Annotated in this window: 16 protein-coding genes; 8 read left to right on the top strand and 8 right to left on the bottom strand. The window is 70.7% G+C overall.

The window, feature by feature from the left end; translation table 11 throughout:
• Positions 1-102 precede the first annotated feature (102 nt).
• Both ACIO9K_RS23830 and ACIO9K_RS23825 read right to left on the bottom strand, forming a co-directional pair.
• Positions 103-678, bottom strand: coding sequence for an HD domain-containing protein (locus tag ACIO9K_RS23830; RefSeq protein WP_363617052.1), 576 nt, complete (start codon positions 676-678; stop codon positions 103-105).
• Positions 675-1,787, bottom strand: coding sequence for a helix-turn-helix domain-containing protein (locus ACIO9K_RS23825; protein ID WP_400332812.1), 1,113 nt, complete (start codon positions 1,785-1,787; stop codon positions 675-677). The genes ACIO9K_RS23830 and ACIO9K_RS23825 overlap by 4 nt, the downstream gene beginning before the upstream one ends.
• Positions 1,788-2,067: 280 nt before the next feature.
• Here ACIO9K_RS23825 and ACIO9K_RS23820 point away from each other — a divergent pair, with 280 nt between their 5' ends.
• Positions 2,068-2,634 carry a hypothetical protein gene (locus ACIO9K_RS23820; protein WP_363617048.1) on the top strand — a complete coding sequence of 189 codons (567 nt, stop codon included), beginning with the start codon at positions 2,068-2,070 and terminating at the stop codon, positions 2,632-2,634.
• Here the strand turns inward: ACIO9K_RS23820 and ACIO9K_RS23815 are convergent.
• On the bottom strand, positions 2,631-2,873 hold the full coding sequence (locus ACIO9K_RS23815) for a hypothetical protein (protein WP_400332809.1): 243 nt from the start codon (positions 2,871-2,873) through the stop codon (positions 2,631-2,633). The genes ACIO9K_RS23820 and ACIO9K_RS23815 overlap by 4 nt on opposite strands.
• A 349-nt stretch (positions 2,874-3,222) precedes the next feature.
• Between ACIO9K_RS23815 and ACIO9K_RS23810 the strand changes: the two genes are divergently transcribed.
• From ACIO9K_RS23810 to ACIO9K_RS23780, 7 genes are all read left to right on the top strand, one after another.
• Positions 3,223-3,396: a hypothetical protein gene (locus tag ACIO9K_RS23810; protein ID WP_400332806.1), complete on the top strand. Its 174-nt coding sequence runs from the start codon at positions 3,223-3,225 to the stop codon at positions 3,394-3,396.
• A 270-nt stretch (positions 3,397-3,666) separates the two neighbouring features.
• Positions 3,667-3,831, top strand: coding sequence for a hypothetical protein (locus ACIO9K_RS23805; protein ID WP_363582711.1), 165 nt, complete (start codon positions 3,667-3,669; stop codon positions 3,829-3,831).
• 97 nt (positions 3,832-3,928) lie between these two features.
• Entirely contained in the window at positions 3,929-4,072 is a 144-nt protein-coding gene (locus tag ACIO9K_RS23800) for an albusnodin family lasso peptide (RefSeq protein WP_400332802.1), read from the top strand.
• 77 nt (positions 4,073-4,149) lie between these two features.
• Entirely contained in the window at positions 4,150-5,961 is a 1,812-nt protein-coding gene (locus ACIO9K_RS23795; RefSeq protein ID WP_400332799.1) for an albusnodin/ikarugamycin family macrolactam cyclase, read from the top strand.
• Positions 5,962-5,980: 19 nt separating this feature from the next.
• Positions 5,981-6,688, top strand: coding sequence for a lasso peptide biosynthesis B2 protein (locus tag ACIO9K_RS23790; RefSeq protein WP_400333129.1), 708 nt, complete (start codon positions 5,981-5,983; stop codon positions 6,686-6,688).
• Entirely contained in the window at positions 6,678-7,247 is a 570-nt protein-coding gene (locus ACIO9K_RS23785; RefSeq protein ID WP_400332796.1) for a GNAT family N-acetyltransferase, read from the top strand. Before ACIO9K_RS23790 ends, ACIO9K_RS23785 begins: the two co-directional genes overlap by 11 nt.
• Before the next feature lie 124 nt (positions 7,248-7,371).
• The gene (locus tag ACIO9K_RS23780) at positions 7,372-7,635 is read left to right on the top strand and encodes a hypothetical protein (RefSeq protein ID WP_400332793.1); all 264 of its coding nucleotides are present in this window, start codon (positions 7,372-7,374) and stop codon (positions 7,633-7,635) included.
• A 164-nt stretch (positions 7,636-7,799) separates the two neighbouring features.
• Here ACIO9K_RS23780 and ACIO9K_RS23775 read toward each other — a convergent pair whose 3' ends face one another.
• The 5 genes from ACIO9K_RS23775 to ACIO9K_RS23755 form a co-directional block, all read right to left on the bottom strand.
• Positions 7,800-8,174: a hypothetical protein gene (locus ACIO9K_RS23775; RefSeq protein WP_400332790.1), complete on the bottom strand. Its 375-nt coding sequence runs from the start codon at positions 8,172-8,174 to the stop codon at positions 7,800-7,802.
• Positions 8,175-8,317: 143 nt separating this feature from the next.
• Complete coding sequence (locus ACIO9K_RS23770) at positions 8,318-8,719, bottom strand: hypothetical protein (RefSeq protein ID WP_400332787.1); 402 nt, start codon at positions 8,717-8,719, stop codon at positions 8,318-8,320.
• A 186-nt stretch (positions 8,720-8,905) separates the two neighbouring features.
• Complete coding sequence (locus ACIO9K_RS23765) at positions 8,906-9,805, bottom strand: ketopantoate reductase family protein (RefSeq protein ID WP_400332784.1); 900 nt, start codon at positions 9,803-9,805, stop codon at positions 8,906-8,908.
• On the bottom strand, positions 9,802-10,347 hold the full coding sequence (locus tag ACIO9K_RS23760; RefSeq protein WP_400332781.1) for a hypothetical protein: 546 nt from the start codon (positions 10,345-10,347) through the stop codon (positions 9,802-9,804). Before ACIO9K_RS23760 ends, ACIO9K_RS23765 begins: the two co-directional genes overlap by 4 nt.
• Positions 10,348-10,527: 180 nt before the next feature.
• Complete coding sequence (locus ACIO9K_RS23755; RefSeq protein WP_400332778.1) at positions 10,528-12,663, bottom strand: serine/threonine-protein kinase; 2,136 nt, start codon at positions 12,661-12,663, stop codon at positions 10,528-10,530.
• Positions 12,664-12,819 lie beyond the last annotated feature (156 nt).

Below are 12,819 nucleotides of genomic sequence, written 5' to 3'. Positions count from 1 at the left end.
TCCGAGGGAAGCGGGGGTGGGGGAGGCGAGCTAGTGAACCAGTAGTGGTGGGTCAGGATGCCTTGGGGGCGGTGGCGGACTCGAAGACGGATACCACCAGTCTCACGTAAGGTAGATCTTCTGCCACTCCAAGGACGTCATGGTCAGTGCGGCCTCGGCGAGAGTGCGGGCCGACTCGGTCTTGAGGCTGCCGAGGCTGCTGTCAATCCACGGCTGGACGTTCTGGTACCCCTGCTCGCGGTACTCCACGGCCTGAATCAGGCACTCCAGCTTGTCCGCGTCATGGGCGACGGTGACTTCCAGGCTCTCGGCGTTTTCATACTCCTCCACGAGGGCCTGAACCCCGGCAACGACGGCCGGGTGAGCGGCGCTGACCTGGTCTGCGGTCACGCGTTCGTTCGAGGCGGCGGTGAGGTAGCGCCGACTGACGTGCGGGATATCGCTGACCCGGGTCTCCTGGGTGTCGTGGAAGAGACACAGCAGGGCGACCTTGGCCGGGTCGGCACCCTCCATCATCGCGAGCACCGCGCCGACGACGCCCGTACGGAACGAGTGCTCCGCGACAGACTCGGGGTCTTTGACCCCAGCGATCCACCAGCCCTGGCGCTTCGCCCGCTTGAGCATGCCCGCCTCGAACAGGTAACTCGCGGTGCCCTTCGCCTGCTTGTCGTCCGTCATAGCTGTCCTTCGCTGTTGGATCGGTAGTTGCTGGACCCACCTACCCGCAGACCGTAGTGCACAGACTCCAGCTCTCGTCGGGACTGCTGTGAAAGGCCCTCACCGTCAAGCAGCGTGCGCACTCGTGCGGCCAGCTCGCGGGCTGTACGGGGGTCCGCATCGGCCAGGACGCGTCGGGTGAGCATGAGTGCCCAGATCGAATGGACGTACAGGTCGGTGTACTCGCCCGCCCGGTCCAGCCGGATGGCGAACTGTCGCAGCAGTGAGGAGGCGTCCCACGCCGGGCGTTCCTGTTCGGCCATGAAGTCGTCGCTGGTCTGGGGACGTGAGTCGAGCCCGAGCCAGTGAGCCCAATAGTTCAAGTTCGCGGTCTCGAAGTCGTCGTTGTCGGTGATCGAGCGGGCGATGAAGTCTCGGAGTAGCTCGGGGTCCCCTTGTCGGGCCAGTGCTGCCGCGACCGACCGCGCCTCAGCCCAGCGGGGTGACCACCCAGAACCAGCCGAGGGAATCCGGCCTCGCCGCTGCATCCCGCCAAACCACTCGCCCACATCGCGAGCCCGGTCGTAGGAGGACAGGTACCAAACCTGTCTCCGGAGTAGGGCGGTCTCCTCACCGCCGGCCTCCACCAGGTCGGCGGTATGCCGAAGGTTGTCGAAGAATCGCGAGCGCACGTCCTTCCCGAGGAGCGGTGCAGTGGAGACCGGCCCGCGCCGAGCGGCAGGAATGCTCAACTCGGTGGCCACGGCGCCGGGCAGAACCCCGCTGACGGCCCAGCCGATCATGTGCGTGGTGTCCCGGGTAAGCACCCACCCGGCCAACGGATGCTCCAGAACCTCGGCCTTCGTGGGCCGGGACCGCAGTATCTCGCCGAGGACGAAGTCCGCGTCCAATGCGAGGCTGATCAGGTCCACCAGCCCGGTCGGCGCGCCGAGCAGAATCAGCTTCCGGCGCAGTACCACCAGGTTCCCGGCCCTGGTGGAGGAGAGCGGCCGACGGCCGGACTCCCAGCCCTGGACGGTGCTCTTGTCGATCCCCAGTTCCACGGCCAACTCGTCCTGAGTCTTCGGGATCTGCTCCCGGATGACCTTGAAAAGGAAGCCGGAAATCACCCCTTCAGGGACTCGCACAGGCTTGGACTGACTGCCAGTCAGTGTTTCGGTGAGCCTCGGTGGTGTCCGAGCAGCCATTCCGGGCCCCCTTGGCCTCGATCGTCCGGGTAACTCGTACTGGCAGTCCGTCGAACCCTGGAATCACCGGCCGTAACTTCATGACTACGGCATCGCCGGTGACAGCGGAAGCCTAGTGCGAACTCGGTCTTCTGCGAACAGCGATGCTGCCCTGCCGCAGAGCCCCGTGCGGCAGCCTCAACCACCCAGCAGGAGGACCAGAATGTCCACCAGCACCATGCCCGCCGCCGACAAGGTCGGCGAGCGCGCTCGCGAGATCCTGACCGCCATCACCGCTGACCCCGAGTTCCCGGCGTTCGAGGCGGCGACCCTGGAGTACAGCTCCGACTGGCAGTGCTTCACCGGGTTCCCGACCATCAGCGAGTGGAACCTCGACACCGACAAGGCCCCGCTGTTCGCCGAGGGCCTGCGTGCCATCGCCCTCAAGGCGGCGGCGTTCGAGCTGACCGGCAGCGAGACCGACGCCGAGCTGGCCCTGCCCGTCCCCGTGGACGAGATGACGCACGCGATGATCGCGCAGCCGCAGCTCCTCGCCCGCATCGCCGACCGGACCGGCTTCGCGCTGATCCACCAGACGGACCAGGAACACACCGACTACACCGGCGGCGAGTACACCCACGCCGCGTACGTGGTCGCCTGGGGCACCGAGCCGCCCGCCCGCTACTGGCTCGACAAGGCCGAGGTCGACCGCCGCCTGGGCATCCTCGCCGAGAAGTACGACTCCATCGGCTTCGCCCGCAGCGGGCGCGAGCACGCCATCACCTTCTAGCCCTCGGGCAGCGCCTCGCCGGCACTCGCGTACTGGCCGGGAGGCAGCCCGATGCGGTCTCCGTGCACACAGGCCGGGATTCCCTCCCGGTTGTACCGGAAGCCATCGTCCGGGTTGAACGGGTAGTCCCCGCTGGGGCGTTCGAGCACATCGAACGCCCCAGCGGGGAGCCGAAGACTTGGGCAGATCCAGCACGCGTCGTGATCGTCTTCGTCGTTGATGAACGGCTTGGCGGGCATGAACGCAGAGTAGCGATCAAGACACCGGAGCGCACAAGCCCAGGTGTCGCAGGAGTTCCGAGGGCCGCCCCCATACACAGCCGCCCTCGGTGAAGGAGGACAGGCCGATGGCGCGACGCACCCCCAAGCGTGAATACCGAGAGGTCGTAACCGGGCCCTCGAAGTCCGAGTTGCAGCAGGCCCCCGCCGGCTGGAACCCGCTGGACGACTACAGGGCGGCGAACGCGGCCGACCGGGCCCCGCCCGTGGGTGCTCTCCTTCAAATCGCCGCCGTGCGGTCGTCGTGCTCCTGTGTCAACTGCGTTGCCCGCAGGGGCACTGCATGAGTTCCCGATGGAGAGGTGCAACTGTGAAAGTCGGTGTGATCCAGGGCGACCCGGTCCGGCACCGCAAGGACGGATGGACGGGCACCGTCGCGGAGACCCCGAGCATGCTCGCTAACCACGCCTGGGTGAACCGGGACAGCTCCAGCGATCCCTACCCGGAAATGGTCCTGCTGGTGGACTTGGAGGCCGCGGATTGAACACGCTGCCGCCCTCCTGGCCTCCGGGCGAGGGGCGCGTCGTGGACCGGCCCGACGGCTACCGCGAGGGGACGTGCTGGGTCTGCTCCCGGGAGACGCTGGTCTGCGCGGGCTACCTCGCTCCAGGCCCCCGGTGACCCCCAGAGCACCTGCCACCCGATCTGCAACGACTGCATCATCCGCGCCCGGACGCCCCACCGCCGTGCCGCGCTGCGGGCCGCGCTCGACAAGCGCCCGGCGTAGGTCCCGTGTCGAGACGAGGAGACCCCCGTGGACGACGGCCAGGACGACTACCGGGACACGGCCAGGAAGTCCGCCCGTGGGGACCCGACCCCCGTGACGGTCGCCGTCGCCTACACGGTTTCGCTGCTCGCGGCAAGACGGTGTACGCGGATCTGCGCCTCGGTCGGCGGCCTCGAAGCCGCAGACCCCTAAAGTTCCCAGCCCAGTTGGATGGGGAAGTCCTCTGGGCTGGGCTCCACCGGGAATCCCCGGTGGAACGTTGCACCACCTGGCAGGAAGGAACAGAGAGATGAGCGTGAACGAGCCCATCGTCACGGCCGACGAGGACGACGACGTGGCTGTCACCGTGATCGGCGACGCGGCGGCCCTCACCATGGGCGGCACCTCCGACGGCGGCGAGGGCAAGCGGTACGTGTACCAGTACGCCGGCTGATCCGCCTTCTGCGGTGCGGCCCTTCGGGGCCGCACCGCTCCGCTTTCTGCCATTGATCTGCCAAGGGGAGGGCCACCATGGCTTTCGGGGGCTTCAGCGGCTCCGCAACGGGCACGCCACGCCCGTCGGGAGCGACACGGCTGCATCCGCAGTCGAGTGTATGGATGACCGGCATGACGCCAACTCAGCTCTACGTCACGGAGGGTGGACCGGCCCGTCGGCTGTTCGTCCTCGGGCTGAGCGGTGCGCGGCCGGCGGATCTGAAGGCGTTGGGCGCTGGGCCTCTGCCGACCGATCTGGCGTGGCGCTGGCCGGGGGCTTACGCCGTGGTGAGCGAGGCCGAACACGAAACCGTGATCTTCACCGACCCTGCCGCCGCGCAGCCGGTCTATGTCACCCGCTTCGGTTCGGGGTGGGCCTGGTCGTCGTCGGCGCGACTCCTCGCGGGGCTCAACAGGGCCCCTGTCGATACGCGGCGGCTCGTAACAGCGGTGTTCGCGCCGCTGCTCCCCGCTCTCGTTGCGGGCCGGTCGTACATCTCCGGGGTCGAGCAGTTGCCGCCGGGCGCGCGTATCCGGCTCGCTCCGGGCGCAGCACCTCAGATCACGAACCTATGGCTGCCGCAGTCGGACATCGGACCCGAGCCGACCAGGCGCTTCCGGGTCGAGCTTGAGAAGGCGGTGGGCCTAGGACTGGGCGACGGCCCGTTCAGCACTGACCTGTCGGGCGGACTCGACTCATCGTCCATCACCCTCCTGGCAGCTCGCCGAACACCCGACAACGTGTGCGTCAACGCCGTCACGGTCCACCCTGAAGGGGACGAGTCGGGAGCAGACCTTCGATTCGCCCGGCTCGTGGCGAACTCGATGCCCGGCAGGATCGAACATCACCTACTGCCCACACAACGCGAGCATCTGCCCTACACCGGGATCACCGACGTGCCCGCCGCTGATGAACCGGCCCCGTCCACAATGGCCTGGGCTGGGCTGCTTCGGCAGTTGGAGTGGATGGCCGAGCGATTCGACACCACGCTTCATCTGACCGGTGACGGCGGGGACAGCGTCTGCTCGCAGCCGCCGGTCCATATCGCGGATCTGGTTCGACACCGGCAGTTCCAGGCCGCCTTCCACCAGGCCGCAGGCTGGGCCCGGCTCCGGCATCTTCCGCTTTCGAACATCCTCCGGCAGGCAGTCGCGTCGGCCCGACTCTCCAGAGCCGACGCACTGTCCGTACTTGCCGAACGGATCGTTCAAGGCTCGTCCTCGGCGGTCGGCACCGTTCACTGGTTCGCGCCCGTGCAGCTCCCTGCCTGGGCTGGTGCCGAGATCCTGCCGCAACTGCGAGGTGAGATTGAGCGGGTGGCCGCCGCCCCTGACCCGCTTGTGGGACTCGATGCCGGGGTCCGCACGGTTGTTGACGAGATTCGTGAGATAGCCCGGACGGCACAGGCGGATGCCGCGCTGGCGGAGGAAATCGGTATCCGACTTCGCAACCCGTTCCTGGACGCCAGCGTGGTCAACTCCCTGCTGCGTGTCCCGCTCGAAGTCCGCCCACCCGTGTACGCCTACAAGCCGCAACTGGTGCGGGCGATGAGTGATCTGCTGCCGGCCCCGCTCGCCGCCCGCAGTACCAAGGGCTCGTTCAACGCCGACTTCTACACCGGCCGGCGGGAGAACCTGGATGCCCTGCTCGGCCTGGCGGACGGGTTCCTCTCCGCCCTCGGTCTGGTCGAGCCCAGGGCCCTTCGCCGCGTGCTGAAGCAGGCTGCGATGGGCATGCCCGTGCCGATGGGCATTCTGGACCGGACGCTCGCCGTCGAGGCGTGGCTTCTGGCGCTTGACCGCGAGTCGGAGCCGCAATGGATTGAGGAAGTGGGAGACCGTGACTGACTCGCCTTCGTTCGTGAGCATGCCCCGCCATGTCCGTGGTCTGGACTTTGGGCACGCCGTTGTTCTGGTGAACTACTACAACGGCCAGGTCAGCACGCTCCCCGCGTCGGCCGGCGCGGCTCTCCGTCACGCGGTGGAGTTCGACAACATCCGGCTCCTCCCGGAGCCGCTGTTGAAGTCGCTGCTGGCGGCGGGCTTGCTGGTCGTGACTGACCGGCCTCGGCCGTGGCGGAGCGTGCGCGAGGTGGAGGTGCCGAAGGCAAGCTGGGGCGGTGACGAGTTCCGGGCCGGGCTGACTCCTCCCGTGCCCGTCCCGCGTACCCGGACACTGGCGGCGGCTACCGCCCTCTCGGTGGTCCACGCTGTGAAGGCCGCAGGCCCGGAGCATGAGGCGATGGGCCGTGTTCTCAAGCTGGTTCACTCCGCCAGCACGACGGGGCGGAGAAGGCCGGCGACCGCCGGCGAAGCCGAACAGGCCGTCCACGCCGTGCGTAGCGCGGGCTGGTACTCGCCCGGACGAACCAACTGCCTGGAGGAGTCGGCGGCCGCGATGCTGCTGCTCCAGCTCACGGGTAAGGCCGCGGTTTGGCGTCATGGCGTCGCGCCTGACCCGATACGGTTGCACGCCTGGATCGAGACCGTTGACGGCACGCCGGTCGCCGAGTCCACGTCAGTTGGGTTGTTCACAGCGATTCTTAGCGTCCCCGGAGCACACTATGTCCGTTGAACAGATGATCTGGCTTTCCGATGGCACCTGCGGGCTCGGCCCCCTTCGATCTGACCTGGCAGAGCAGTACTGGCGCTGGGAGGAGAACCCGAGTTCCCTGATCGGGTTCGGCCGCCCGGTTCCTGAGTCGCTGCAAAGCCGGACCCAGGGACTTCAGCAGCAGCTCGCCGGCAGGAACATCAGGTTCACGGTCTACGACCTCACGGACGCCGAGACCCCGGTGCCCAGCGGCATGACCACGCTCCAGCCCGATACCTACGCCCGCACCGCCGAATTCATCCTCGTCATCGCGCCCGAGGCGCGCGGCAAGGGCCTCGCCACCCGAGCCACCAGGCTGACGCTGGACTTCGGGTTCCACGTCGCCAACCTTCGGTCCGTCTGGCTCAAGGTGCTCGCGCCCAACAAGGCTGCCGTCCAGGTCTACGAGAAGGCCGGCTTCAAGCACGTCGGCGCGATGCGCCAGGCCGGGTACTGGCGCGGCGCGGTGTGCGACGAGCTGATCATGGACGCGTTGGCCTCGGAGTTCTCGGGTCCCAGCGTCTTGGCATCGGCGGACTGACCGGCGAGTCCTGACCATCTCGCACCCCCGCCGCCCTCAACCCCCAGCGGCGGGCCCACCTCCGCCCTGCGGCTGCCCCCGCTGCCGCAGGGCGGAGGACTCTCCACCCTCCTCAGGAGTAGCCATGTGGGCCACCACCGAACAAGACCGGCAGGCCATGCTCAAGGCGCTCGTGATCGCCGCGCTGCCGGCCATCGCCCTCCGGTACGCCTCCGGCGTCGGCGTCAGAAGGCTCGCGACGGTTTACGGGTGCGATTCCAACTGGCTCCAGGCCCAGATGATCAAGGCCGGGTACCGCGTCCGGCCGTTTGAGGAAGCAACCGGTCTGCGCCCCGCACCCTGGCCGTGGATGCCTATCAGCATGCCAGGGCGGAAGACGATGCCCTGATTGGGCGTCCCGCTCAAACCGGAGCCTCCAAGCTCACGCGACGAGTGCGTAGCTGGTGAGCTGTACGTGTTTCCGCCGGCCAGGGGTTAAGTCTACGTCCGTATACTTACTCCAGGCCGCGAAGTTGGCGACCAGCGCGGCGGCCGCGGCGGCGGGCTCGCCGTTCAGTGCGAGCCAGGCGAGCCAGGCGAGGTAGGCCGGGTAGGCCTGGCAGCCGGCCAGTGGTGGCCGGGCGGCGAGTTCGTCCGGGCCGAGGCCGCAGGCGGCGGCGAGGCCGGGCAGGGTGCGCAGCGCGGCGCTCTCGCCCCGGCGAGGGCGGCGAACCAGGCGCTCACCGGAAGGTCGGCGCTGCGGGTGGCGAGCAGCAGCAGGCTGCGCCGGTCGGAGGCGATGATCCGGTGCTGCTGGGCGGCGAGTTCGGCCAGGGCCGGGCGGGGCGCCGTGCCGTCGGCGAGCGCCGTGACGAGTGCCGGGGCGGCGTCGCCGGGCGCCAACTCGGTGCGCAGGTCGCGGATCTGGTCGAGGATCGGGTGGTTCACCGGTGCCTCCGTGGTGCGGTTCGGTCCCGGTGCCATTCCTACCGCCTGGCGGGGCCCGGTCGGTGGCGACAGGCCGGGGCGGGCCCCGGGTTGCCCCCGGCCCCGCGGGTGCGGGGCCGGGAGCGGGCGGTGCGGTCGGTGGCTCAGGACCCGGCGCAGGCGCTGGTCACGTCGCCGGCGGCGTCGGTGATCGCCCCGATGTCGGGCATCTTGCCCTTGGAGACGTTGTCCTGGGCGTTGGAGACGGCCTTGTTCAGCTTGTCGGTGGCCTTGTCGAGCTTGTCCCCGCTGTTGTGGTCGCGGAGCTTCTTGATGTCGTCGCCGACCTTCTTCAGGGCGTCGGCGGTGTGTTTGCGGCGATCCTGGTCGGTGAGTTGGCCGACGTTGATGGCCGATGAGGCGAGGTCCTGGATGTCGCCGGTGATGCTGACGGCCTGTTTGCCGCAGTCGAGTGCCTGGTCGACGTCCTTGCACGCGCTGAGCAGTGGAGCGGTGGCGAGCAGCGCGAGTGCGGCGGCGGCCAGTCGGTACGGTTTCCTTGTCATGTCTGTATCCCTCCCGCCGGCAACAACGCCTGATCGCCCGCTCGTGGTTCCGCCCGATCGGGTGAATCATGGGTGAACCTTTACTGTCGGCCAGGAAAGGGAGTTGATGGAACATCAGATTCCGGACTCGACTTCGCCGACTTCACGTCAGGGGCGCTGCCCATGACGTGAAGTCGGCCGGGACTGCTACCGGTTGGCCGGTCCGGAGAGGTCGCGCACCAGTCCGGCGAGGGCCGGGGTGTCGACCCCGTGTGCGGCGGCGGCCCGCAGGACGGCGCCGCCGATGGCGTCGAGTTCGATCGGACGGCCTGCCTCCACGTCGCGCTGCATCGAGGACTTCATCGACCCGGGCACCCGGTCGAAGGCGGCGAGCAGTGCCTGTGCGTCCGCCGGGGCGCCCGCAGCGCCGGAGACGGCCGCGATCTCGTCGAGGACGGTGAGCAGTTCGGGCCGGTGCTCGGTGCGCACGACGCCGACCTCGCTGCGGTGGCGGGTGGTGAGCAGCGCGAACGGGGCGAGGAAGGAGAGCTTGCTCCAGAGCATCGCGGTCTCGTCCTCGCGAAGCGTGACATCGAGGCCGGTGCGCCGCAGCTGCTCGGCCAAGTCCGCTGCCGGTCCGGCCAGTTCGAGCACGGCGAAGGGGCTGGTGTGCTCGATCCGCCCGGGCGCGGTCCGAGTGGCCTCGACCCGGATCGTGCCGGCCGCGACCTGCCCGGCCGGGTAGCGCTCGCGCAGCGCCGCGACGTGGTCGAGTCCGTTGAGCAGCGGCACCACGACGGCGGAGCCGAGGGCCTGCGGCGGCATCCGGTCGAGAGCGTCGGCCAGCGCCGTCTCCTTGACGGTCACGAACGCGGCGTCGACCGGCTCGCGCAGTTCGGTGGCGGCTTCGACCCGGGCGGTGAACTCGCCGAACTGCCCGCTGTGGACGTGCAGTCCGTCCCGGTTGAGGACGGCGGTGGTCTCCTCGCCGGCCAGGCAGATCACCCGGTGCCCGGCGCGCGCGAGCAGTCCGCCGATCAGGCCGCCGACGCCGCCCGGCCCGAGGACGGCGATGGTCAAGGGGGTGGTCGCGGGGGTGGTGGTCATGTCGACTCCTGGTGAGGGGGTGAGGGGTGGGATTCCGGGGCGGAGAGGGAGACGAGGCCGAAGGTGAACGGCGGTTCGTGGCGCGGCTTCCGCCGGCCGGCCGGGGTCCAGCGCACGGGGGTGTTTCGGCTGAGGTGCAGCGTGTCGTACCGGACGTTGCCGTGGGCGGGATCGGGGACGGGCAGGCCCCCGGCGCGCAGCGCCTCGACCACCTCGTGGGCCGGCCGGCCGAAGACGTCGACGCAGTGGAGGCCGACCGGGCAGGCGGCCGCACCCTCCAGCGGTTCCACCGGGCGGCGCGAGAGGAAGACGGCCCGGAGGCGCTCGCCCGAGCCCGAGCAGAGGGTGGCGCCGACCCCGGGCAGGGCGAAGTGCAGCGCCCAGCTGGAGCCGCAGACGAAGGTGGGGCGCACACCGCCCGGGAGCGCCTCGTGGTGCGGGGCCAGCAGGCGGCGGACCGTCGCCTCGGTGAGGCCGAAGCGCAGTCCGGGCAGCGGCGCGGGCAGGCGGACGCCGTGGCCGGGCAGCAGGTCGATGGTCACCCGTTCATGATCCCTCGTCGGATGGGCGGCGCGGGGCCCGGGGGCGGGTGAGGCTCAGCTCGCGGGCGTACCGAGGCGGTGGCCCGAGCCGCGTCCTGCCGTCGGGCGTCGCGGTCGGTGAGCGGCGGCACCGACTCGTCGGGCGGGAGGGGCCGGCGGGCCCAGAACCCACCGTGCCGGTCAGCCGGCCGTCAGACCGTTCAGCGCGTCGGTGACCTGACGGGCGAGGGCGGGCGGCAGTGCGGCGTAGCCCGACTGCGTCGCGGCCGGCTGGCCGGCGGCGCTCACCGCGTGGGAGAGCAGGCCGGCCAGTGCCTGGGTCGGGCGGTTGCCGCGGTTGTCCGGTGCGTTGGTGTCGCAGAACACCGCGTAGCCGACCTGGACGAGCGGGTACGCGCCGGAGCCGGGGTTCGCGTAGTCGACGTCGACCGTCAGGTCGGCGCCCGTGCCGGTGACCTTGGCGCCGACCAGGGCGGCGGTGGCGGCCTCGGTGGTGGCGGCCACCGGGCCGGAGCCGGCGGACAGTTTTGCGGTCCGCAGCCCGTCGGCGTCCTTGAGCGGGAGGAAGGCGATCGCGCCGGACTTGCCGGTCACCGTCTGGCGGACGGCGCCGAGATCGCCGACCGCCAGACCGCCCGTCGCCTGGGCGGGCCAGGAGCGGGCGGCCGTCGGGTACGGCCAGGCGGCGGACGCGGCCTTGGCGAGGTAGCGGGTGAAGCCGAGCGTGATCGGCGATTCGGCCGATAGGTGGACCGCGGTGACGGCCGAGTCGGGCAGCACCCGGCCGGGGTTGAGCGTCGCGATCGCGGGATCCCGCCAGTTGGTGATCTGGCCGTTGAAGATCCGGGCCACCGTCGGGGCGTCCAGTACCAGCGAGTCGAGCCCGGGGACGTTGTAGACGACCGCGATCGGCAGGGCGGCGAGCGGGAGTTGGGCGGGCCGGGCGGCCGTGCACCGCTTGCCGAGGCCGGCGGCCTCGTCGCCCAGGGGCGCGTCGTCGAGGGTGACGGCGTCGACCTGGCCGGCGACGAACTGCTGGTCGGCGGTGCCGCCCAGGTCGGCGGTGGCCACGTTCGCGGTGGGGCACGCCTGGTGGTAGTCGGCCGCCCAACGGCTCATGACGGTCTTCAACGGCCCGTCTCCGCCCACGACGGCGCGGGCCGAGGGGCAGTCGGGTGGGCCGGACCGGCCTGACTGACCGGGAGCGGACGGCGCCGAGGCGGCCGGGGGCAGGGCACCGGCACCACCGCTGTCCTTCTCCTGCTGCCGCAGCAGGACGGCCGCGCCGCCGGCCGCGGCCAGCGCGACGGCGACCGCGACGACGAGCGCGGCCGTCCGGCGGCGCGGCCGGGGGACGGCGGGGTCGGTCGGCGCCGGTATGACGGCGGGCCCGGCGGGCGGGGGGAGGGCGGGTGCGAGGGGTGCCGAGCGGACGTCCGGCTCGGTCGGAACGGGCGGCAGGGCGGGCCGCTCCCACACGGTCGCGGGCCGGGTGTCGGGCGCGGCCGGGGGAGGCTCCACGCCCGCGACGGACCACGTCAGCAACGTCTCCAGGGTGGGCCGTCGGGTCGGCTCCTTGGCGAGGCAGGCCGTGACCATGGGGAGCAGTTCCGCCGCCAGCCCGGTGAGGTCCGGCTCCTCGTAGACGACCCGGAAGCCCACCGCGTGTGAGGAGTCCGCGCCGAACGGACCGCGCCCGGTGCCCGCGAAGGCCAGCACCGAACCGAGCGCGAACACGTCGGTGGCCGGGCTGGTGTCGCCGCGCCGGAACTGCTCCGGCGCCATGAACGGCGGTGTGCCGACGGCGACGCCGGTGCTGGTGAGCTGGGTGCCGTCCAGGGCGCGGGCGATGCCGAAGTCGATCACGCGGGGGCCGTCCTCGGCGAGCAGGACGTTGCCGGGCTTGAGGTCCCGGTGCACCAGCCCGGCGCGATGGATGTCCCGCAGCGCCTCCGCGAGGCCCGTCGCCAGCCGCCGTACCTCCGGCGGGCTCAACGGGCCCTGCCGGGCGACCCGTTCGGCCAGCGAAGGGCCCGGGACGTACAGGGTGGCCAGCCAGGGCGACGGGGCGTCGGGGTCCGCGTCGACGACGGGTGCGGTGAACGCCCCGCTCACCCGGCGGGCGGCCTCGACCTCGTGTCGGAACCGGGCGCGGAACTCTTCGTCCCCGGCGAGCTCGGGGCGGATCACCTTGAGTGCCACCTGCCGCCCGGACAGCGACCGCGCGCGGTACACGACGCCCATCCCGCCCGCGCCGATCCGGCCCTCCAGCCGGTACCCGCCGATCTCGCGCGGATCGTTCTCCAGCAAGGTCACGTGACCCCCGTCCTCAGACACCCGTCCCCCGTCCCCCGGTCAAACGGGAGCCAGCCTAGTACCAATGCCGGTGACTTTGTGGTCGGTGTCTCGTTGGTTGTGGTGTGGCGAGGGTGGGGCAGGTCAAGGCGCCTGCGAGTGAGCGGATATCGGACC

The organism is Kitasatospora sp. NPDC087271 (assembly GCF_044744605.1).
Lineage (GTDB): Bacteria > Actinomycetota > Actinomycetes > Streptomycetales > Streptomycetaceae > Kitasatospora.
Note: the sequence above shows the minus strand (reverse complement) of the source record. Positions and strands in the feature narration are given on the sequence as shown.